This is a genomic window from Bradyrhizobium sp. S3.7.6 (genome assembly GCF_054061875.1).
Map to the genome: position 1 here is coordinate 6,262,198 of NZ_JBSSEQ010000001.1, position 22,390 is coordinate 6,284,587.

General features: G+C 62.7%; 19 protein-coding genes. 1 reads left to right on the forward strand and 18 read right to left on the reverse strand.

Annotated elements, in window-relative coordinates; genetic code table 11:
- Positions 1-37: 37 nt before the first annotated feature.
- The 8 genes from ACVJ5M_RS30955 to ACVJ5M_RS30990 form a co-directional block, all read right to left on the reverse strand.
- Positions 38-1,651 (reverse strand): ABC transporter substrate-binding protein, encoded by a 1,614-nt coding sequence (locus ACVJ5M_RS30955; RefSeq protein WP_456679559.1) that lies wholly within the window; start codon positions 1,649-1,651, stop codon positions 38-40.
- Between the two features lie 44 nt (positions 1,652-1,695).
- Positions 1,696-3,150 carry an amidase gene (locus tag ACVJ5M_RS30960; RefSeq protein ID WP_354100304.1) on the reverse strand — a complete coding sequence of 485 codons (1,455 nt, stop codon included), beginning with the start codon at positions 3,148-3,150 and terminating at the stop codon, positions 1,696-1,698.
- On the reverse strand, positions 3,140-4,132 hold the full coding sequence (locus ACVJ5M_RS30965; RefSeq protein WP_063984044.1) for an oligopeptide/dipeptide ABC transporter ATP-binding protein: 993 nt from the start codon (positions 4,130-4,132) through the stop codon (positions 3,140-3,142). The genes ACVJ5M_RS30960 and ACVJ5M_RS30965 overlap by 11 nt, the downstream gene beginning before the upstream one ends.
- Positions 4,129-5,091: an ABC transporter ATP-binding protein gene (locus ACVJ5M_RS30970; protein ID WP_063984045.1), complete on the reverse strand. Its 963-nt coding sequence runs from the start codon at positions 5,089-5,091 to the stop codon at positions 4,129-4,131. The genes ACVJ5M_RS30965 and ACVJ5M_RS30970 overlap by 4 nt, the downstream gene beginning before the upstream one ends.
- Positions 5,091-5,942, reverse strand: coding sequence for an ABC transporter permease (locus ACVJ5M_RS30975; protein WP_354100305.1), 852 nt, complete (start codon positions 5,940-5,942; stop codon positions 5,091-5,093). Before ACVJ5M_RS30975 ends, ACVJ5M_RS30970 begins: the two co-directional genes overlap by 1 nt.
- Positions 5,943-5,945: 3 nt before the next feature.
- Positions 5,946-6,962 carry an ABC transporter permease gene (locus ACVJ5M_RS30980; protein WP_063984046.1) on the reverse strand — a complete coding sequence of 339 codons (1,017 nt, stop codon included), beginning with the start codon at positions 6,960-6,962 and terminating at the stop codon, positions 5,946-5,948.
- 301 nt (positions 6,963-7,263) lie between these two features.
- Positions 7,264-7,878, reverse strand: a complete 615-nt coding sequence (locus ACVJ5M_RS30985; RefSeq protein WP_231144567.1) for a cupin domain-containing protein — start codon at positions 7,876-7,878, stop codon at positions 7,264-7,266.
- Positions 7,879-8,334: 456 nt separating this feature from the next.
- The gene (locus ACVJ5M_RS30990) at positions 8,335-9,474 is read right to left on the reverse strand and encodes a metallophosphoesterase (protein WP_063984048.1); all 1,140 of its coding nucleotides are present in this window, start codon (positions 9,472-9,474) and stop codon (positions 8,335-8,337) included.
- A gap of 389 nt (positions 9,475-9,863) precedes the next feature.
- Here ACVJ5M_RS30990 and ACVJ5M_RS30995 point away from each other — a divergent pair, with 389 nt between their 5' ends.
- On the forward strand, positions 9,864-10,763 hold the full coding sequence (locus ACVJ5M_RS30995) for a LysR substrate-binding domain-containing protein (RefSeq protein WP_063984049.1): 900 nt from the start codon (positions 9,864-9,866) through the stop codon (positions 10,761-10,763).
- A 2-nt stretch (positions 10,764-10,765) separates the two neighbouring features.
- Here ACVJ5M_RS30995 and ACVJ5M_RS31000 read toward each other — a convergent pair whose 3' ends face one another.
- From ACVJ5M_RS31000 to ACVJ5M_RS31045, 10 genes are all read right to left on the reverse strand, one after another.
- Positions 10,766-12,256 (reverse strand): amidase, encoded by a 1,491-nt coding sequence (locus tag ACVJ5M_RS31000; RefSeq protein ID WP_063986463.1) that lies wholly within the window; start codon positions 12,254-12,256, stop codon positions 10,766-10,768.
- Positions 12,257-12,272: 16 nt separating this feature from the next.
- Positions 12,273-13,070, reverse strand: coding sequence for an FAD binding domain-containing protein (locus ACVJ5M_RS31005; RefSeq protein WP_063984050.1), 798 nt, complete (start codon positions 13,068-13,070; stop codon positions 12,273-12,275).
- An 11-nt stretch (positions 13,071-13,081) separates the two neighbouring features.
- Positions 13,082-15,469 carry a xanthine dehydrogenase family protein molybdopterin-binding subunit gene (locus tag ACVJ5M_RS31010; RefSeq protein WP_354100306.1) on the reverse strand — a complete coding sequence of 796 codons (2,388 nt, stop codon included), beginning with the start codon at positions 15,467-15,469 and terminating at the stop codon, positions 13,082-13,084.
- 2 nt (positions 15,470-15,471) lie between these two features.
- Positions 15,472-15,963, reverse strand: a complete 492-nt coding sequence (locus ACVJ5M_RS31015) for a (2Fe-2S)-binding protein (RefSeq protein ID WP_187387739.1) — start codon at positions 15,961-15,963, stop codon at positions 15,472-15,474.
- 22 nt (positions 15,964-15,985) lie between these two features.
- Entirely contained in the window at positions 15,986-17,092 is a 1,107-nt protein-coding gene (locus ACVJ5M_RS31020) for an ABC transporter ATP-binding protein (protein ID WP_354100307.1), read from the reverse strand.
- Positions 17,093-17,100: 8 nt separating this feature from the next.
- Entirely contained in the window at positions 17,101-17,991 is an 891-nt protein-coding gene (locus ACVJ5M_RS31025) for an ABC transporter permease (protein WP_063984053.1), read from the reverse strand.
- Entirely contained in the window at positions 17,988-18,878 is an 891-nt protein-coding gene (locus ACVJ5M_RS31030) for an ABC transporter permease (protein WP_063984054.1), read from the reverse strand. Before ACVJ5M_RS31030 ends, ACVJ5M_RS31025 begins: the two co-directional genes overlap by 4 nt.
- A 75-nt stretch (positions 18,879-18,953) precedes the next feature.
- Positions 18,954-20,303 (reverse strand): ABC transporter substrate-binding protein, encoded by a 1,350-nt coding sequence (locus ACVJ5M_RS31035; RefSeq protein WP_063984055.1) that lies wholly within the window; start codon positions 20,301-20,303, stop codon positions 18,954-18,956.
- Positions 20,304-21,046: 743 nt separating this feature from the next.
- Complete coding sequence (locus ACVJ5M_RS31040) at positions 21,047-21,553, reverse strand: hypothetical protein (protein WP_354100308.1); 507 nt, start codon at positions 21,551-21,553, stop codon at positions 21,047-21,049.
- A gap of 34 nt (positions 21,554-21,587) precedes the next feature.
- Positions 21,588-22,166 carry an acyl-homoserine-lactone synthase gene (locus ACVJ5M_RS31045; RefSeq protein ID WP_080669671.1) on the reverse strand — a complete coding sequence of 193 codons (579 nt, stop codon included), beginning with the start codon at positions 22,164-22,166 and terminating at the stop codon, positions 21,588-21,590.
- Between the last annotated feature and the right edge of the window lie 224 nt (positions 22,167-22,390).

The window sequence follows — 22,390 nt, forward strand, 5'->3', positions numbered from 1 at the left end:
TGGCAAGCGCCCCCGTTCGAGCGCGCTTGCCGTCCTCTCATTCCTTGTAGAGTTTGCGGAAATCCGGATGCGTGTGAAACCAGTACTCAAAACCCTTGACGTTCTTCTGCACCGCATAGTCGGCAAACCGCGTGTAGAGCGGGATGCGAGGCAAGTCGGTCATGACGATGTCGACCATCTTGTTCAGGCTTGTCTTGTAGATCTCGGGATCGCGGGTGAAGCGCGCCTGGTCAATCACCTTGTCGAGGTCGGGATTGACGTAGTTGGCAGTGTTGAACACGGAGTTGTTGCCGCCGTGGAAGGTCCAGAAGAAGAAATAGTCGGGGTAATCGAGCCAGCCATAGAATTCGGCGATGACCATCGGCATCGGTTTGCTGGCCATCTGGGCAAACCAGTTCGAGCCCGGGACCTTCTCGATCGTGAGTTCGATGCCGATCGTCTTGAGCGCCTCCTGGATCAAGATGGCAGTCGGCTCGCGCACGGTGGATTCGCTGAGATCGATCGACAGCGTGGTCTTGAAGCCGTGGGGGAACCCGGCCTCGGTCAACAGCTGCTTGGCCTTCGCAAGATCCTGGCCATGCTTGATCGGAACGGGCCACGTCGCGTCGGGATAGGGTTTGTCAGGGTCACCACCGAACATCGGCTTGGCGCGGTTATAGAGCGCGGAGCTGACGATCTCCTTGTAGGGGATGGCGTAGGAGATCGCTTCGCGCACCTTGGGATTGTCGAACGGTGCGATCTTCACATTCATATCGACGAACACGAGGTCGTTCTGCACCGGCACGCCGATGATCGTCACCTTCCCCTGCTCTGCCAGTTCGGCATAGTCCTTCGGCGGAAGGCCGACCGACATATCGACGTCGCCCTTCTCCAGCAGCGCGCGACGCGTACCGGCCGAGGCGATCTGCCGATAGACGACGCGCTTGAGTTGGGGCAGCGGGCCGGACTTCCAGGCGTCGAAGCGGGTAAAAACAGTCTGCTGGCCGGGCGACCAGGACTCCACCTTGTAGGCACCGCCGCCGCAATCGTTGCGTGACACCCACTCGAACGCCCACGGGTCTTGCGCTGTCGCGTGCTTCTTGGCCAGCTCGGAATTGACGATGACGGGCACCGGCACGACGAGGTCAGGCATCGTCAGCTTGTTGAACTGATCGAACGTCGCCTTGAAGGTGTGATCGTCGACCACCGTGAACTGTTCGGGCTTGACCAGGGATCCCGCCGCCATTTGCACCGTCGGAAAGCCGCCGGCGGCGATGGCGCGATCGAACGACCATTTGACGTCCTTGGCGGTGACCGGGCTGCCATCGTGGAACGTCGCGCCCTTCCGCAGATGGAAAATGTAGGTCTTGCCGTCCTCGCTGGCTTCCCAGCTCTCGGCCAGCTCTGGCGTCATGACCTTGGCGTCGTAAGATACCGTGCCGTCGGCCAGCTTTTTCTCGCCGTGGCTGACGAGCCGGTCGTAGGCCTGCCACACCACCATGCGGCTGTGATCGTTGGCGGTCGGCACCATCGTGTCGAGACCGTTGGGGCCCATTTCGGACACGATCACCATCGTGTCCTTGGCAATTTCGGCCGCGCGCGCGGAAGCGCCGGGCCAGACAACGGACGCTGTGAGCAGCGCCGCTGTAGCGAGACTACGATCGAACTTCATATCGCGCGTCCTTTCTGGATTTCGGTTGAAAAGTCGAGGCAGCGTCAGAGGCCGAGATCGCCCAGCAGTTTCGGCCATTTGTGAGCCCACGGACGCGCTTGTTCGAAGGCGCCGGAGGCGGCGAGCACGGTACGATCCGCCAGATGGCGACCGATGATTTGCATGCCGACAGGCAAACCGGTTTTGGTGAAGCCGGCGGGAATGGTCGCTGCTGGCTGGCCGGTCAAATTGCAGATGAAGGTGAAGCAGAGCCAATCGCCGGTAGAGACCATCTTCTCTTCGATGATCTCGGGCCCCTGCATGTAGAGCGGGAATGCCGGTACCGCGAGCGTCGGCGTGATCAGGAGGTCGTAGTTGGCCATGAACCGCCACATGCGGTTGCAGACCATCTGCCGGATCATCTTGGCGTCAGTGAATTCTTCGGCCGTCCATTGCCGCTGCAACAAGCCGACAAGGTGCGGCGACATTTCCTTTTCATGCCCCTTCATCATGCGGCGCATGCCGGCGAGGTCGGTGTCACCGGCGACGATGGTCCAAAAATGCGGAAACGGATCTTCCCATCCCGGATTGGCGCGCTCGACCGTGCAGCCGAGATCGGTCTCGAACACGCGCACCGCTTCAGACACGACGCGGCGGACTTCCGGGTCGACCGGCGCATAGCCCCAGTCTTCGCTATAGGCGATGCGAAGGCCCTTGATGCTCTCCTTCACGGCGCCGACATAGTCGAAGTCGGCGGCCGGGATGGAATAGCGATCGCGCGGATCGGGTCCGGTGATCACCTTCAGCATCAGCGCCGCGTCGGTCACGGTGCGGCTCATCGGGCCGACGTGCTCGAGTGATTCCCAGCTCGAGACGCCGGGATAGCGTTCATCCCGGCAACCCGGGTAGAGCGGCACCCGCCCCATCGAGGCTTTGATTCCGTACAGGCCGCAAAGCGCGGACGGAATGCGGATCGATCCGCCGCCATCGGAGCCAATTGCGAAAGGCGCAACGCCCGCCGCGACCGAAGCTCCAGAGCCGGCGCTCGATCCGCCGGATGTCATGTCGAGATTCCAGGGATTGCGCGTCGCCGGAAACACCGGGTTGTGGCCGACGCCGCTGTAGCCGAATTCCGGCACGTTGGTCTTGCCGATGATGACTGCGCCGGCGTCCTTCAGCCGCTCGACGACAATGTCGTCCTCATCCGGCACGAAGTCCCGGTAGAGCGGAGAACCCATCACCGTCAGGATGTCCTTGGTGGCGACGAGATCCTTGATTCCGATCGGTACGCCCGCCAGCAGGCCGGGATCCTTGCCGGCTGCGATCTTGGCGTCGACTGCCGCGGCCGCGGCGCGCGCCACGTCGGGCGTCGGTGTGCAGAAGGCATGGATGTGCGGTTCGAGCTTCTCCATGCGGCGCAGAACGGCTTCGGTGACCTCGGCGGCGGATAGCTCTTTGTTCCTGACCTTAGCCGCGACGGTCGCGGCGTCCATGCGGCAGATCTGATTGTCAGCGCTCATCGGTTCCTCCATCGGGTGAAAGAGCGAAGTGGCAGGCGGCGAAATGGTCCGGGCCAACCGCGCGAAGCGGCGGCATGGCCTTGGTGCAGATGTCGGCCCCTTTGGGACAGCGGCCGTAGAAGCGGCAGACGTTGGGGTCCGGATCGATCGGGCTGCTCGGACTGCCGTCGAGTCGGGGCCGCGCTTCACCGCGCCGTGCCGGATCCGGGATCGCGGCGACCAGCGCCTGCGCATAGGGGTGACGGGGTGAAGTGAAGAGCGTCTCGGCCGGTGCGATCTCGACGATCTTGCCGAGATACATCACGACCACGCGCGAACAGAGAAGCCGCACCACGTTGAGATCGTGCGACACGAACAAGTAGCTCATCGCCAGTCGCGCGCGCAGGTCGGCGAGCAGCCGCAAGATCACGGCTTGCACCGACACGTCGAGCGCCGAGGTCGGCTCGTCGAGGATCAGCAGCGACGGCTCGACCGCAACGGCGCGCGCGATGCCCACCCGTGCGCGCTGGCCGCCCGACAATTGATGCGGGTAGCGCTGCAGCAGTTCTTCTGGCAGTCCAACCAGCGCGGCGGTGGCGCGAACGCGGCTGTCCAGCTCGGCACCGTTATTCATGCCGAGTAGCCGTTTCAAGGGATCGGCGATCGCCTGGAAAGCGCGGAACGATGGATTCAGGCTTTCGGTCGCGTCCTGGAACACCACCTGAACACGCCGCCGGCTTGCCGAGGACGCGAACTTCGCCTGCGCAATCGCGGTGAGATCCTCACCGCCGAGCAGGATCTGGCCCGCCGTGGGATCGATCAGCCGGCCAAGCAGGCGAACCATGGTGGATTTGCCGCAGCCGGATTCGCCGACCAGGCCGACGCTTTCACCGGTGCCGATCGTCAGATCCACATCGTCGACCGCGTGGAGCCGGGCGCCGCGCGGCGCCCGCTTGATCGGGTATAATTTGCACAGCGACCTGACTTCGAGCAGCGGCGTCATGACAGGGGAAACCGGCAGCGCACGACATGCGCGGGCGACAATTCGGTCCAGGGCAGCTCCGCCTCGTCGCAGATTAGCTGCCGCCGCTCGCAGCGTCCGCTGAAGCGGCACGGCGGCAACGCGCCGCGCAGATCGGGCAAATGGCCGGGAATGGAGTTGAGGTCGTCGAGACGCGATTCCGGGACGGGCGTGGCGGCGAGCAACTGGCGTGTATAGGGATGGGCCGGATGATCGAGCAGCGCCTCGGTCGACGCGATCTCGACGATGTGCCCGGCATGCATGACGGCGATCCGGTCGCAATATTCGCCGGCGAGCCCGAGATCGTGAGTGATCAGCAACGTCGACATCCGCGTCGAGCGGCTCATGTCCCTGATCAGGTCCATGATCACCGCCTGAGTTGTCACATCGAGCCCCGTCGTGGGCTCGTCCGCGATCAGGACCGACGGTGTGCAGGCCAGCGCCATGGCGATCATCACGCGCTGGCACATGCCGCCCGAGAGCTCGAACGGATAGGCTTCCGCCCGGCGTTCGGGATCGGGAATGCGAACTCGCGCCAGTGCTGCGATTGCCGCTTTCCTGAGATCACGACTCGGCAACCCGGCATGCTCCTGCAGCACGTCCTCGATCTGCTTGCCGACCTTACGGATCGGATTGAGCGCCGTGCGGGGGCTCTGGAAGATCATCGCCATCTCGCGTCCGCGCAATTCGCGCATCGCTTCCGGGCGCGCCGCCAGAAGATCGATGCCGCCCATCGTGATGTTGCCTTTGGTGATCTGCGCCGCCTCATCGTTGAGGCCCATGACGGTGTAGGCCGTGACCGACTTTCCGGATCCACTTTCACCGACCACGCCGACGATCTCACCGCGGCCGACCGACAAGCTCACGTCGTCCAGCGCCCGCACCACGCCGTGACGGGTGCGAAACTCCACTGACAGATTGTCGATCTCGAGCTGCGCCATTACACGCGTTTCCTCGGATCGAGCAGATCGCGCAGTCCGTCGCCCAGCATGTTGAAGGAGAACACCGCGAGCACGAGAGCGGCGCCCGGGAACATGAAGGCCCACCACTCGCCGGAAATGATGTAGCTGGCGCCTTCCGAGACCATGATGCCCCATTCCGGCGTCGGTGGTCGGGCTCCGAGCCCGATGAAGGACAGGCCGGCGGCATTGAGGATCGCCCATCCCATGTTGAGCGAAGCCTGCACCATCATCGGCGGTAGAACGTTCGGGACGATATGGTTGAGCAGGACGCGCAGCGAGCCGTTGCCGCCCATGCGCGCCGCCTCGACATAGCCGAGCTCGCGCCGCACGTTCACCTCGGCGCGCGCGAAGCGGCAATAGAACGGCAGATTGATGATCATTGTGGCGATGATGATGTTGGCGACGCTGTTCCCGAGCGCCACCACGATGCCCATGGCGAGCACAAACAGCGGGAACGCCATGATGGTGTCCATGGCGCGGCCGATGATGCGGTCAGTCCAGCCGCCGAAATAGCCGGCGAGCGAGCCGAGCGCCAGGCCAACCACGAACGACAGCGCCACCGCCGAGACTGCCATCCCGAGGTCGAGGCGCGTCGCGACGATGACACGGCTGAGGATGTCGCGTCCGAGCGCGTCGGTCCCGAACGGATGCAGGGTGCTGGGCCGCGCCAGTTTGGTGGTGGCGGAGGTGACCAGAGGATCGTACGGCGCGATGTAAGGTCCGAAAATCGCGCACAGCGCCAGCAGCACCAGGATGATCACAGCCATCAGCGTCAGGCGGTTTTCGCCAAAGGCATAACCTGTGTTGCGGGCGAGCGTGACTATACTCATCGCTCAGCCCTCGAACCGAACGCGGGGATCGACCAGCGTCGCGAAAATGTCGACGGCGAGATTAAGCAGCACGTAAAGCACCGCCATCATCAAGACGAAGCCCTGAACCGCTGCGTAATCGGACGCGATGACGGCCGAGACCGCGTAGGCGCCGACACCCTGCCAGCCGAACACCTGTTCGATCAGGACGTTGGACCCGAGCAGGAAGGAGAACACCATACCGAGCACGCTGCTGACCGGCAGCAGCACGTTGCGGAATGCGTAGGTCATCAGGATCTTGCGCACCGGCAAGCCGCTGGCGCGCGCAGTACGGATGAAGTCGCTGCCGAGCGCCTCCAACATGGCCGCGCGCGTGATGCGCGCGATCGGCGCCAGCGCGAACAGGCCGAGCGATATCGCGGGCAGGATCAGCTGAGACAACGACGCGCGGAGCACCGGCCAATCGCCCGCGATGAGTGCGTCGATGGTGTAGGCCCCGGTGACGTGCGGTGGCGGCGAGAAGGCGATCTCGTTCAGGCGGCCGAGCGGCTGCGGCGCCCAGCCGAGCAGGAAATAGAAGATGTAGACGAACAGCAGCCCGACGAAGAACGTTGGGAAAGCGGCGCTCACGGTGACCAGCGCACGGCAGGCGTGATCGACGCTTCCGTTGATGCGGGTCGCGGCCCACACCCCCATCGGGATGGCGATGCTGATCGCGAACAAAAGCGCAAAGGACGACAATTCCAGCGATGCAGGCAGCCGCTCGAGCAGATCGGTCAACACCGGCTGTCCCGTGGTGAGCGAACGGCCGAGGTTGCCCTGCGCGAGGTCACCGACATAGTGCACGAACTGCACTGGAAGCGGGCGATCGAGGCCCAGCGTGGCGCGGATGTTCTCGATCGATGCGGCGTTCGCGGCGGGGCCGGCGAAATACGCCGCCGGGTCACCCGGCAGGGCGTGGGAGATGAAAAAGGTCAGGACGACGACGCCGATCAGACTCGGGATGGTGCCTAGCAAACGTTTCCAAACGAAAGCCATCAGCGGTTCGCCTGCCGTTATTCGCCGGTGCGACGGCCATGCCGGAGCGCATCAACGTGGTCGGGCCCCATCGACGTCGGATACAGCCAGGGGCAGTTGGCATGCATCACAGTCATGCCCGAGTTTAAGCAAGCGTTATGCCAGCTCGTCTTTCGGAACCTTTGGGTGCGAGAGCCAGCGGATCAGCTCGTTTTACTGCGAAGCAGGCTCGCGCGGGCGCAGGAAATGAAGTGGCTTTGAAGCAGCCTGCTACAGTTTTCGCCACATGCATGAAATTCATGCACCGTGAGCCTGATCGCTCGGCTCAGTGAACCTGGGGGGTATTGACCCAGACGATCCGCGCTTCGTCCGGCCCGACGTTGCGATAGCTGTTGGTCAGATACGCCTTGAAGAAAAAGGAATCGCCTGCAGTCATCAGATAGGTGGTGTCGTCGATGGTGAGCTCGATGGTTCCGGACACGAGATAGCCGACGGCCTCGCCCTGATGGGTAATCAGATCGATCTTCTCGCCTCCCGGGGCCACCACGTGAACATTGGCTTCGAGCAGATTTCCGGCGGCTACCGGCACCAGCCGCTCATACACGACGCCCGTGCCACCGCGCAGCGCATCAACAGGCACCTTGAGCCGATCCTCGGGCTTCTGCACCAGCTTGTAGTCGTCGATCCGCAGGCCAAAGAACGAGGCCATGTCGCGGTCGAGCGCGTCGACCATCTTGGCGAGCATCGGCAGCGACGGCATGACCTTCCCGGCCTCGATCTTGGAGATCATGCTCTCGTCGCATCCGACGACCTGCGCCAGGTCTCGCATTCGCAGCCCCTTGGACAAGCGGGCACGCCGGATACGCGGACCAATATTCAAGGTGTTGTTTTCAGAGCTCACGCAGCATTTTCCAGCCAGTTGGACGGGAAGTGTATGCATTATAATCACATGATTTACCAGCATGCTGGGGCAAATCTAAATGGAAGTTGGGCGAACCGAACTCTTCGCCAGCCTACGGGCGAGGCTCGCCCCCGACCTGACAAGCGAGAGCCGTTGGCTTCTACCGTCCAGGCGACCTTGGGGTCTCGCCAATTTCAACCGCTTCGCCTCAAGGGGCTGCCCGTCAAGCCAAGGGCCGCGAGCCAAGTTAAACAGGCCGGGTGAGCGAGCGGTAACTTGCTGGGTCGACTTCTGGCCCGAACGCGAAGCCCGGGCCGGCTCTGAAATCGCCGGGTTGTCGCGGCAGATCGGACGGGACCGGCGGCGATTAGGGCAGCGCCTGTTGACCCGAAGCGGACGAAACGCCAATACGTCGACTTACATATGCCTCCGCCTAGCGATCAGCGCATAACCAGCGAACCAAGACAGCCAGCTGCGGCACAGGCTACGAGCAGATCAGTCAGCATTGCCTGACTTGCACCTTACCCGGCGGAGCGTGACCCGCGTCAATTCGGATGATCGACCGAGCCGTAACGCGAAGCCTGGCCATAGGGCCGTGCCGTTATTCACGTAGAGCGTCATCCCGTCCACGTCGTATTGACCCGAGACGTAACCCGCGTTGGCGCGCGCGGCCAACCTGTCGAGCCCTAGAATCAGTCCTCCGTGTGTATGTCCGGACAGTTGCAGAGCCACGCCAAGCGCCGCGGCGTTTCGTGCGTCACCTGGCTGGTGGTCGAGCAGAATGAGAGGAGCACCTTCTGGAGCGCCTTCAAGGACTGCAGCGAGATCGCGGTCGGGATGTCCTCTATGGCGCGACGCCCGGTCGGTGATGCCAGCGAGGACCAACTTACCGCCATTGCGCTCGAGAACGATGTGCCTGTTCTCGAGCGAGAGCAGTCCCAACGCGCCGAAGTGCGCCATCCATGTGCTGTAGCCGAAAATGTATTCGTGATTCCCGGAGATCACGTAGACGCCGTCGGGCGCTCTCAAGTCCCGCAACGGCTCGATGTCGGCGCGTCGCGCTTCGAGCGTGCCATCGATCAGATCTCCCGTGATCGCGATTAAGTCCACGCCGAGCTTGTTTGATCGCTCGACAACAGCGCGCGCCCATGATGCTGGAAAGAGGCGGCTGATGTGAAGATCAGTGAGTTGCAGAATGGTGTAACCGTCGAATTGCCGCGGAAGTCCGGAGATGCAGACTTCGACGTCCTTCAGCGGCGGAATCCTCATTGCCTGATGGACGCCGGTCGCAGCCGCAATCGATGCTAACCCAGCCAACCCGTAACGGACACCGTCGGGGGCACTCAGGGGCCCGCCGTGGATCAGCAACCCGAATAGAAGTCCGGCATCAAGCATCAGTTGAAGCAGCGCCAGCAGAACGAGCGCGCCGAAAGCCCAGTTGAAGATAGCGACCACCGGTCGCGGGAATTCCGGAGAGAACACAGAGCCTGACGAGAGCTTGCTCCACCGGTGAAACTGCAATGCGACCAATGCAAGCGCTGCCATTACGAACTTGATCGACAGCGGCAACTGCAGCGGCCAGATGAAGCGGGTCAGGATAAGGAGATAGACCAGGCCGAATAAGAGTTGAGGAATGAGTTTGCTCCGGATTTGATCGGTGCGGCATTCTTACACAGAACCAGCGCGACAGCGGCGCCCCATAGCCGGTTCTTCAGTTTCCGAAGGTTGTGGCGAGCATCGATGGTTTTGCCGGGAATTTCTTCGCGGCACATCCCGCTCTGAGTCCATTTTGGCAAGCCGCATTCCGGATTTCAGAGCCACCTTGGCAGGGAGGCCCAGTTCGCTTAGTGAGCAAAACCTTCCATGTTAACAATATCTTACAGCACTCTTCAAAAACACAGGGGTATTTTTCTCCCGTCGGCCGCCCTGCCCGGTTGTTCGTTTTCTCTGGTTCGGCTGATCGCAATTGCCTGTAGCTACGCTTGCACGGAACTTGCATAAATTCTGGGCGACATGGACGCCGCATGAACCTCATCAGTCTCGACATCCGCATGCTCCGGTCGCTGATCTCGGTGGTCGAGACCGGCAGCATCACTGAGACCGCGCGACGGCTGGGCCGCACCCAACCGGCGATCACCCTGCAATTGCAGCGGCTGGAGGAGCTCACCGGCAAGCAGTTGTTCGAGCATGGCGGCCGCAGGCTGACGTTGACCGATGATGGCAGCACGGTTCTCACTTACGCCAGATCCATCCTGAGGCTGCATGACGAACTGATTTCGCAACTTGCGTCACAGGAGATCGAGGGCCATGTCGTGCTTGGCACGCCGGATCTCTACGCCGCCTTCATGCTCCCCTCGATCCTCAGCGTGTTCCGAAAATCCTTTCCGCGCGTGCAAGTCCAGCTCAACTGCGCGCTGTCGACGCCACTGGTCGGTCTCGTCAAGCGCGGCGATGTCGACATCGCTTTGGTCACACGGATGAATGATTTCACCGGGGGCCAGGTGGTGCGGCGCGAGCAGTTGGTTTGGATGACCGGTGATCAATCCGCCGCGCACCAGGAGCGCCCGATTCCGCTCGCGCTCTTGCCGCCTGGCAACATCTATCGCGACTATGCCATCGATACGCTAGAGCGCGCGAATCTGCGCTGGCGCATCGCCTGCGTCAGCGAAAGCGTCGGCGGCTTGCAGGCCGCGGCGTTCGCCGGCATGGCCGTCACCGTGCTCGGCCGCAGCGCGCTGGTGCCGACGATGCGCGAGATCGGTCCCAACGAGGGCCTGCCGCCGCTGCCGAAAATCGAGCTGCTGCTCTACAAATCGAGCGGCGCGACTTCGAAAGCCGCGACCGCACTGCACGACTACCTGGCGCACTATCTGCGCCTCGACGAAGAGCTCAGCGGCCGCGGCGCACCGATCGCGTTGTCCTAGCACTACGCCTTCGCGCGCGTTCGCCCTATCTCGTTGAGCGCCAGCGACGGCCAAAACTTTGCCCAGGGCTGCGCCTGCTCGAACGCCGCAGCGATGCGGAAGATCGTGGGCTCGTCGAGCCAGGGCGCGATGATTTGAAGACCAATCGGCAGGCCATCCCGGTCAAAACCGCAAGGCAAAGTCGCGGCCGGAAGGCCAGCGAGGTTGATTGGCCAGGTGAAGGGCGACCAGCCGAGATGCGGATCGACCTGCCTGCCGTCGATCTTGCCGACACCGATCTTACCGGCCTCGAACGCGGTCACCGCAACCGTTGGCGTCACTAGCGCATCGACCCGCTCAAACAGCTTCAGGAATGCATTGCGCGCCTGGCCGCGCCGATAGCTGGCTTCGATATAGTCCGTGCCACTGTAGTGGCGGCCGGCGGTAACCACGTCGCGATAATCGGCTTCCGAACTGGCCAAATCAGCCGTGGTCTTTGTCGCAACCGCCGCCGCCTGCTCTGTGAAGGCGATCGGCTTCAGCGTGTGTTCCAAGATGCCGGCATCGAGGCCCGGACCATCGATAGTGACCTGTGCACCGCAGGCATCGAGAACGGCGATCGCCTTGTTGAACGCTGCGCGCACATCGGTGCTGACCGCGGCGTAGCCGAGATCGGCGCTGGCGCCGATACGAACGCCATTCAACGGAACAGCGTTGGTGTCGAAGCGACGGGACGGCACGGGCAGACTTGCGGCATCGCGCATGTCGTAGCCGGCGATAATTTCCAGCGTGAGCGCGGCATCCGCGACCGTCCGCGTGATCGGTCCGGTGTGCGCGAGCGAGGCCCAGGATGGCGGCGAGAAACCGGGCGAGCGCGGCACGAGGCCAAAGGTCGGCTTCAGCCCGAACACGCCGCAGAAGGATGATGGAACACGGATCGATCCGACGCCGTCGGTGCCGATCGCGATCGGGCCGCAGCCCGCGGCAACGCCCGCGGCCGCGCCGCCGCTCGAGCCGCCGCTGGTGCGACCGGGATTCCAGGGATTTCGCGTGGTACCCGTGACCGGACTGTCGGCCGTCAGCTTGTAGCCGGACTCGCAAGTCGTAGTCTTGCAGGTGATGATCGCGCCCGATGCCTTCAGCGCCGACACCACCGCGGCATCCACGTCGGGCACGAACGTCTTGTTCATCGGCGAGCCGGCATAGGCTGGCACGCCCGCAACAAAGACGAGGTCTTTAATGGTGACCGGTACGCCGGCGAGTGGCCCCTTGGCCTCGCCCGCGCGCATCTCCTTGGTGACGCGGTCGGCTTCCGCCCTCGCCTGCCCGTACATCGGCGTCACCACCGCATTGCAAGCCTCATGCGTCGCTTCGAGCGCAGCTATCGTATCGTCCACGACATCACGCGGAGTAAACGTCTTGCGCCGATAGCCGGCCATGATCTCGGTTGCAGAAAGCGCGCCAAGGCCAGTCGGCGCTGGCGGGAAGGCCGTTCGGCCGGAACCATCAGTCATCATCAACCCTAAAAAGCTAGCTGAGCGCCGCGTCGACGGCACGTTTGGCCATGACCGTGACGAGATGCGCACGGTAGTCCGCTTCGGCATGGATGTCGGAGGTGAGGCCGTCGGTGTCGACCTTGATCGCCGCGATCGCGGACGGATCGAAATTTTGCGACAGCGCTTCTTCCATCGGCGGCACGCGGAACACACCCGACCCTGCTCCAGTCACAGCCACGCGAACGCAGTCGGAAAATTTAGCGACGAACACGCCAACCAGCGCATAGCGCGACGCCGGCGCCTTGAACTTTGCATAGCCCGCCTTGAGCGGCACGGGAAAGCGGATCGCGGTGATGATCTCGCCCGGCTCAAGCGCAGTTTCGAACAGCCCGACGAAGAACTTTTCGGCCGGGATCTCACGCATGCTGGTGACGATCGTGGCACCGAGACCGAGCACACCGGCCGGATAGTCAGCCGCGGGATCATTGTTAGCGACCGAGCCGCCAATGGTACCGCGGCTGCGTACCGCAGGGTCGCCGATCATCGCGGCCAGCGCCGCAAGCCCGGGGATCTTTGCCTGCACCAGTCTCGAGGCAGCCACAACCGCGTGCGGCGTCATCGCGCCGATCGTGATGGTGGCGCCGTCATCGTTGATACCCTTGAGAGATCCGAGCTTCGACAGGTCGACCAGCGCGACGGGATTGGCCAGCCGCTGTTTCAGGGTGGGAATCAGTGTCATCCCGCCAGCTACGAGCTTGCTGTCCTCAATCGAGGTCAGCAATCGTGCTGCGTCGAAAATCTCGGCCGGCTGGTGATAGGCAAACGGCTTCATTGTTGTCCTCCCTATTCCGCCGCGACCGGCAGCGACGCATTTTGCAGCAGGCGCCAGATCCGGTTCGGCGTCGCCGGCATGTCGACATGGGTCACGCCCAGATGCGACAGCGCATCCACCACCGCGTTGATGACGGCTGCCGGCGAGCCGATGGTCCCGACTTCGCCGCAGCCCTTCACACCCATCGGCGTGTGAGTGCAGAGCGTGGAGTGGGTCGCAACCTTCATCATCGGCATGTGATCGGCCCGCGGCATGCAATAATCCATTAGCGAACCAGACAAGAGCTGGCCTGAGCCCTCGTCATAGACCGCGCTCTCAAACAGCGCCTGGCCGACACCCTGGACGATGCCGCCGTGCAACTGGCCTTCGACGATCATCGGATTGATCACCGTGCCGACGTCATCCACGGCCGTGTAGTTGACCAGTGTCACCGTGCCAGTTTCCGGATCGACCTCGACCTCGGCGATGTGGCAGCCGCCGGGATAGGTGAAGTTGACGGGATCGTAGTAGGCCTGCTCCTCTAGCCCTGGTTCCAGCACTTCCAGCGGATAATTATGCGGCACATAGGCAGCGCCCGCGATCTCCTCGAACGACTTGATGCGGTCCGTACCCGCGACTGAGAAGTTTCCGGCCTCGAACTGGATATCGACTTCGGAAGCCTCGAGCAGATGCGCCGCGATCTTCTTGCCTTTCGCAATCACCTTGTCGGTCGCCTTGGACAGCGCCGCGCCGCCGACCACCAGCGAGCGGGAGCCATAGGTGCCCATGCCGAACTGCACGCGATCGGTGTCCCCGAACACGATGTCGACATTCTCAAAGGAGACGCCGAGCTTCTCCGAGACGATCTGCGCGAACGTCGTCTCATGGCCCTGGCCGTGATTGTGCGTGCCGATCATGACCGTTACCTGGCCCGTTGGATGCACGCGCACCGTGGCGCTCTCATAGAGGCCACCGCGCGCGCCGAGCCGTCTCGCAAAACGCGATGGCGCCAGGCCGCAGGCCTCAACATAAGTCGAGTAGCCGAGCCCGCGGAATTTTCCCTTGCTGGCCGAGGCCGCCTTACGGATGCCGAAATTTTTGACGTCGGCCGCGACCAGCGCGCCGTCGAGGCACCCCATCGGATCGCCGGAATCGTACTGCACCAGCACCGGCGTCTGGTACGGATAGGCCTCTTTCGGAATCATGTTACGGCGGCGGATCTCAACGCGGTCGATGCCCATCTCGCTGGCTGCGACATCGACGATGCGTTCCAGCACGAACGTCGCCTCGGGTCGGCCCGCGCCGCGATAGGCGTCGACCGGCACGGTGTTGGTGAACACCACCTTCACATTGCAGTAGATCGCGGGCGTGGTGTAGACACCGCCGAGCAAGGGCCCATAAAGATTGGTCGGGATGTTCGGCCCGAACGTCGAGAGATAGCCGCCCATATTGGCAAGCGTGTTGACGCGGAACGCCAGGAATTTGCCGGTCTCGTCGAGCGCGAGTTCGGCCTCGGTGACATGATCGCGGCCGTGACGATCGGAAACGTAGCCCTCCGAGCGGCTCGCGACCCATTTGATCGGCCGCATCACCCGCTTGGCGGCCCAGGTGATGACGGCCTCTTCGCCGTAGTGGAACTGCTTGACACCAAAACCGCCGCCAACATCCGGAGCGACCACGCGCAGCTTGTGCTGGGGAATGTTCAGGACCAGAGCGCCCATCAGGAAGCGCACGACATGGGGGAACTGGCTGGTGGTCCACAACGTGAAGCGGTCGGTGCCCGGCTCATACTCGGCTATCGCGGCACGCGGCTCCATCGGGTTGCCGATCAGGCGGTTGTTGACCAGGCTCAGCTTTGCGACATGCGCGGCCTTGCGGAAGGCGGTCTCGACCGCGGCCTTGTCGCCGAGCTCCCAGTCGCAGCAGATGTTGTTCGGCACATCATCAAACAGTTGGGGTGCGCCCGGCCGGACCGCCTCGAGCACGCCCACTACGGACGGCAGGACCTCGTAGTCGACGGTCAATAGTTCCGCTGCCGCATTGGCCTGCTCCGGCGTATCGGCAATAACGAAGGCGACCATGTCGCCGACGAAGCGCACCTTGCCCTGAGCCAGCATCGGGAACGGCGGCTCCTTCATCGGCACGCCCTTGGCGTCCGAGATGCCCCAACCGCAGGGCAACGAACCCAGTCCGTCAGTCTTGACGTCGTCGCCGGTCAGGACAGCAATGACCCCGGGCGAAGCCAGCGCCGCACTCTTATCGACGCCGCGCAGAATCGCGTGGCCATGCGGAGAGCGCACGAACACGCCCGCGGTCATGCCGGGACGCTTGATGTCGGAGACGTAATTGCCGCGGCCGGTCAGGAACCGCTGGTCCTCCTTGCGCTTCGGTGAGGCGCCAATGCCAATCACATTGCCCATGGTCACTCTCCTTTGGCAGCGTTCATGGCGGCAGCGCCGGCCATCACTGAGACGACGATGTTCTGGTATCCGGTGCAACGGCAGATATTGCCCTCGAGGCCGTGGCGGACGTCCGCCTCCGTCAGCGTTGGCTTCTCAGTGGCGAGCGCCACCGCCGTCATCAGCATACCGGGCGTGCAGAATCCGCACTGGAGGCCGTGATGTTCGCGAAACGCCTCCTGCATCGGATGCATCCGATTCGAGCCGGGTTCACTCCTCAGCCCTTCGATCGTCAGCAGCGTCGCGCCGTCGAGCGCAGGCGCGAGCAGCGTGCAACTCTTCACCGGGAGGCCGTCGAGATGCACCACGCAGGCCCCGCACTGGCTGGTGTCACAACCGATATGCGTGCCGGTCAGATTGAGCTGCTCGCGCAGCAGCTCGGCGACGAGCGTCGCCGGTTCGACGTCAACGGTGGTTGGCCGGTCGTTGAGAGTGAAGGATATCTGCACGGTCATACTCCTGTGCGCGATGGGGTCTTCAGGCTAGTGGAAGTGCGCTGCCCGTGGCCCATGTGGCCATGACGACATCGCCGACGGTGAACGGATCTGCGAAGAAGGTCTTTTCCGGCACATAAGCCACGAACTCGTCGTCCGGCACGGTGTCGAGCATGACCTTGACGAAATAGCCCTGATATTCGATCGCGAGCACGCGGCTCGGCAGCGACGTGCTGCAGCCGGGCGGCAACTCCCGGCCCGGCCTGACCAGCGCGACGTCGTCACGGCGCACAGCGATATCAACCTTGTCGCCCACGGAGACAGTCGAGCGCGCCTGGAGTGGCACTTCGATTCCTGAAGGCGCGGCCTGTGCGAGTGTAAAGCTTGCACCGTTGACCTTCTCCACCCGCCCCGACAGCACATTCTGACCGCCCATGAATTCGGCGACATAACGGTCGTGCGGGTGGGCGTATACGTCGCGCGCGGCCCCCGCCTGCTTGATCTTGCCCTGCTCCATCACCACCACGAGATCGGCGAGCGCAATCGCTTCGAGCTGGGTGTGGGTGACATGGATGAAGGTGATGCCGAGCTCCCGCTGCATCCGCCTGAGCTCTTGGCGCATCTGTACGCGTAGCTGCTCGTCGAGCGCGGAGAGCGGCTCGTCGAGCAGCAGCACGCGCGGCTCTGTGATCGCCGCGCGCGCCAGCGCCACACGCTGCTGCTGACCGCCAGAAAGTTGCGCCGGCAGGCGGTCAGCGAATTGCGTCAGCCGGACCTTCTCGATCATGACGTCGGCGGCGCGCAGGCGATCGGTCTTCGACATCCCGCGCCCGCGCAACGCAAAGGCTATGTTGTCGCGCACGGTGAGATGCGGGAACAGCGCGTAGGACTGGAACATCATCGCCGTGCGCCGCTGGGCCGGCGCAAGCCCCACGACGTTCTGGCCACCGATCACGATCTCGCCCGCGGTCGGGTCCTCATGGCCCGCAATCATGCGCAGAATCGTGGTCTTGCCGCAGCCTGAGGGGCCGATGAAGCAGCAATAGGCTCCGTCGGCGATCTTGAGGTTGACGCCGTCGACCACGTAGGTCGCTCCGTCAAAACTCTTGCCGACGCCAGCCAGTTCGATATCACCGCGATCGCTCTTCATATTCCAGCTCAGCCCTTTGCGCTGCTGCCGCGCCTCTTCTGGATCAGCACGATGCTGCCCAGGCTCGCGCCAATGACGATGAATGAGACGATGGTCGTCACCGTGCCGAGCGCGTAGAGCGAGGGCGAGGTGACATTCAGCGTCATGCTCCAGATTTCCAGCGGCAGCGTGTTCAGCGAGCCCGCCGTCTGGAGGCTGCGCGCGAACTCGTCGTAGGAGAGCGTAAAGCCGAACAGCGCCACCGCGACGATGCCGGGCACCAGCACCGGGATCATCACCAGCCAGATCGACTGCCAGCGACTGGCGCCGAGATCGTAGGCCGCTTCCTCCCAGACGTGATTGAAGCGCGACATCACCGCGAACATCACGAGCACGCCGAACGGCAGCGTCCAGGACAGCTGCGCGCCGAGCGCCGAGGTGTACCAGCTGGCGTTCAGTCCGAGCGCCTGAAACAGCAGGCCGGTGCCAAGACCGAGCACCAGCCCGGGCGCAACAAGGCTACCAATCATCATGTAGAACACGACGGTGTCGCCTCGAAAGCGCTTGCGGAAGCCGAGCCCTGCCAGAAAGGACACCACCACTGTGATCACGGTGACGATGACCGCAAGCTTGATCGAGCGGTCGAATGAGCCCTTGACGTCGCCGGTCCGCACCTGCGTGAAGAGATCGACGAACCAATGCAGCGAATGGCCCTTCATCGGGAACACGAGGCCGCCGCGGATATCCTGAAACGACAGGACATAAATGCAGAACATCGGCCCGTAGAGCGCGATCACGTAGAACCCGAATAGCGTCGCAAGAACGTAGAAGGTCCAGGGCCGGCCGCCCTTGCTCGGTGCGATCGCCTTCCTGGTCGCGGGCGCGGCCGTTTCGGGCATGTCGGCGAGGGCGGCGCTCATCGCGCGATCTCCTGCCGGATATCAACCGTGCGTAGGATCAGCGCGACGACCGCAACCAGCACGAGAGTCAGAAGTACGGCGCTCGCCGCCGCGGTCGGATATTGCAGCACGCCCACGTCCTCGTAGAACGCGCTGACCACCGAGGCCGAACCGCCGCCGGACATCACTTTCACCACGAAGAAGTCGCCCATTACGATCGAGACCACGAAGATGGTGCCGAGCGCGATGCCACTCTTGGACATCGGCACCACGATCAGACGCATGATGTCGAAACGGCTGGCGCCGGCGTCGATCGCGGCCTCGATCAGCCTCTTGTCGATCCGCGCCATGGAGTTGAAGATCGGCACGATCATGAAGATCGTGAGCTGGTGGACATAGGCGATGACCACCGCAAGGTCGGAGAACAGCAACACCTCAAGCGGCTGGCGGATTACGCCTAGCGTCAACAGCGCCTGGTTGATCAGGCCTTCCTTGCCGAGCAGAGGAATCCAGGAGATCATCCGGATGATGTTCGAGGTCCAGAACGGCACCGTGCACAGCAGGAACAGGCCGATAGCAAGCAGCTGGTTACGGACGTGGAAAACCAGAAAATAGGCGACAAAAAAGCCGATGATCAGCGTGAAGATCCAGGTCAGCACCGTGAACTTGATAGTCGCCAGATACAGCTTCAGCGTCAGCGCCGAATGCAGCACATCGACGTAGCTCGCCAGCGTGAAGTCGGGCGTCAGGCCGCCAAAACCGTCAGTGGCGAAGAAGCTCGCCGCCAGTACGACCAAGATAGGCGCCACGAAGAACGGCACGAGCACCAGGACCAGCGGCGACACATAGAGCCAGCCGGCGAGATTGTCGCGTGGCGAAGCTTGAGTTGAAACTGGACTCGGCTGCATATCGGCCTCGAACTCGGTCTTCTCGCACCGGCGCGCGACCGCGCCGATGCTGTCGTCAGGTCGGGAAAGCAGGTTTCAGGCCACCTTGAAATCGTTCCAGCGCTTGTTCATGTACGCGGCCTCGTCCATCAGCGTATTCCAGCACGAGATGTTCTTGACGCGGTCCAGGAACGAGCCGCCGTCACGCTTGGTACCGGTCTTCTCCATCGGCACGCCATAGGGATCGTTGACCACCTCGGGCGCTGGCTGGCCCTCGTACCAGAACGCCCATTCCGCCGGTGTGAGGAACTTCTTCGCGGTCGACGGCACCGGGCTGTAATAGCCGTAACGCGCAACGAAGCCGCCCTGCCAGCCCGAGAGATACCAGTTGAGATATTCGTAGGCCGCGTCGAGCTTCTTGCCGGACAGGTGCTTCATCAGGCCCATGCCGTTACACCAGCCGCGATAGCCTTCCTTGCCGTTCTTGACGTTAACCGGCGCGTAGACGCAGGGGATTTCCTTGACGCGCACGGCGGCGACCGCCGGCGACCACATGGACTGGATGACCACCTCACCCGCCGCCATCAACTGCACCGACTGGTCGAAGGTGGTCCAGGTCGCTCGGAACTGGCCCTGCTTTTTCAGCTCGATCAGCTTGTTGCAGGTAAAGTCTATCTCCTCCTTGGTCATGTTGCCCTTGTTGCCGTACTTGATCAGCCCGGCGCTTTCGAAGCAGAGCGCGGCATCCATGATCCCGATCGCGGGAACGTCGAGAATCGCAGCCTTGCCCTTGAACTTCGGATCGATCAGGTCCTTCCACTCGGTTACTTCATGGCCGACAAGGTCGGGCCGATAGCCGATGGAATCGGCGTTGTAGACCTGCGGCAGGAAGGTCGCCCATTCCGTGACGCCGTCATGCAGATCGGTGGAGTCGGGCTTGGAGACATACATCGCCTCGTAGGGCGAAATGCCCTGACGCGGGATCTTGTGACCGTCGATCTCGCCCTTGGTGAAGATCGGCAGGATGTTGTCGAACTCCTTGATTTTCTTGACCTCGATGCCCTGGATCACGCTGCGCTTGGCGGCGAGTTTGGCCTGCCAGCCTTCAAGATCGGCGATATCGACCGTATTAGGCTGGCTTATGAAGCGGTTGATGGCAGCGGAGGTATCAAGGTTCTGCATCGTCACCTTGAAGCCGAGATCCTTGGCCGCCTGGTCGCCGATCGCCTTCACCACCGAATAGGAGACGCCGACATGGCGGAGCTCAATGTCCTTGATCTCCTGCGCCCAGATGGTCGGGAATCCGCGGATCGCATCCGAACCCACAGCTGCGCTCGCAACTGCCGCAGCACCCTTCAACATCGTGCGCCGGCTCAGCTTTTTCGAAGACGTCACTTCCGTTCCCGCCGGATCGGAAGTCGATGTCCGCTTATCCCTGTCAAGCATGGCAACCCTCATTGGTTACGATGAACGCCCGCACCGATCGCCATTGACCGGCTGCGATGTGATCAATTGCGCTCAAGGCTATTGACGGGATTTCGCGAAGTAAAATTGGAAGTAAAAATTCGCCGCATAAACGCGGCTAATGGATTTGTCTGCTGCATCAGCTTTTGGCAACGCGCATAAGAAGGCGCCATGGCTTGTATACAGCCCGCCCCCTGATCGCTCAGGTCGCGTCAAGACAGCAGACAGATCGTATAACGCCTGCGTCGAAGAGCGACCGGACAGCCCCGAACGCCAGAGGCAGGCTGTACCGGCGCGGCCGGAGCGAAAGTGGAGGGTCGCGCCAAGGACACGGTGTTCACAAGGAGCTGACAGGGGCGCGGTTGCTGCCTTCCGGTTCGGGACAATACGGGCGCCGCCCCCGCCTTTAGGAGCAACTTAATGGCTGTTTGCGGCCGGCCCTGCCAGAAGGTGTTTCACACGTCGTTTCCGGCTCACAGACTAATGCGGCTTGGTCGTGAGCTCAGATTTTGCCTCCGACTCGTTTCTCGTTCGAACGAGGTCCACATCGTTCGAAAATACTCTTCAGCACAAACGTCGCACGCGTCCGGTTGGCGCGGACCTTGGCGTCAGGGATCGAAGCCGGAAGGCCGAGACCGGACAGGGCTCGGTTCACGAGAGCCCGGCCAGCAAGCGAACGCTTGCGAGGGCGCCCAATCAAGGCAGCAACTGCCGGATCCTGTGTGTCATCGCCGGATCATCGAGAACCACCGCCCATTCGAACAAGGCTTGGCGAACTGTGGTGGTAACGATGCCGTGGTGCGCCAAGCGATCTGCGACAAACTGGCGGTCCGTCTCCCTTCGCGCAAACGCGAGATCCGAGAGTAGTCGCATTTCGTAACCCCGTTTAGCCCCTCAAGCGCTGCGATCAGCACCTCTTCCTCCAGAAACCCGTCACCGAGAAAAATGATACCGACGTCTGCCTCCGCAAAGTGAGCGGAAAATCCTGGGTCGCGCCACGGCGACAGAGCGTCGGACTTGAGGTGTTCGATCGAAGCCGCGACCTCCACCGGCAGCAGGTCTGTCAGATATTCGCCGACTGCGATCGACTTTGCGCCAAGAATTTCGTGACAGACCGGGAGCAGCGTCAGGCTTCCACCGCAGCGGACAGGGAAACGCTCTGCTACTCCCGCCGTACTGCCGCGCGCGAGGTTTAGCAAGACAACGCGACTCTGGCGGGGGTCTGCCAGCACAAGCGGGCTCCTTGACGCGCGGTGCCGCGCCCGATCACGCGGCTTTGCGGCCTTCGGGCTGATTGCGCACGACGGGCCCTTCGAGCCCTGCTTGGCGGTACATCGCCTCAAGCGCCAAATCGGAGTCCCGGAGATATCCCGCAAGCGCGGTTGTCTGGCCGAGCTTGCGCGGCTCCGTCAGCCTTTCCAGCGGCCAGCCGGCGCGTCTCAAGATGCGCTCCATCCGCACATCCGTAACGGTCACGATTGCGTTTGCACCTTTCGCCCGCATCGTTTCGAGCATTGCCGCGAACAGTACGAACGTCGCACGATTGATTCCGTGTGGGCCAAGCTCAACGGCTCGATCGGTATCCACACAAAACCGCGAGCTCTCCAGAATGAGCTCGCTCCTCGGCGCCTCTTTGTCGCCAAGCAATATTGGAAACGTGTCCGCGAGCATGGTGGGACCGGTGGTCGAAAGCAGCCTGACACACCCCAGGACGTCATAGTCGTCGGAGACGACCAAGACATAGGTCGGTGCCAGCGCATCGTAGATGTCGATCTCCAGATCTCCGGAGACTGAGACCGTCCAATCCAGACGATCCCTGAAAACACGACGGCGCAGGCGGAACATCTGCACCAAGAGGTCGAGTTGGGATCCGGTTTGACGATGATCGAGAGTAACAGCGTGCATGGCAAGCTCCGTTGAGGGAAAGCCCACCAGACCAGAGAGCGGCGCAAGCAGCGCCTGTGTTATTTGACAGGTTCACAACCAAACAGAAGCTTACGCCAGCGAGAGCCAACTCAGCGTCAATTTTCCCACAAGATAGCGGATTGCGATACGCGCTGGCGCGTCAA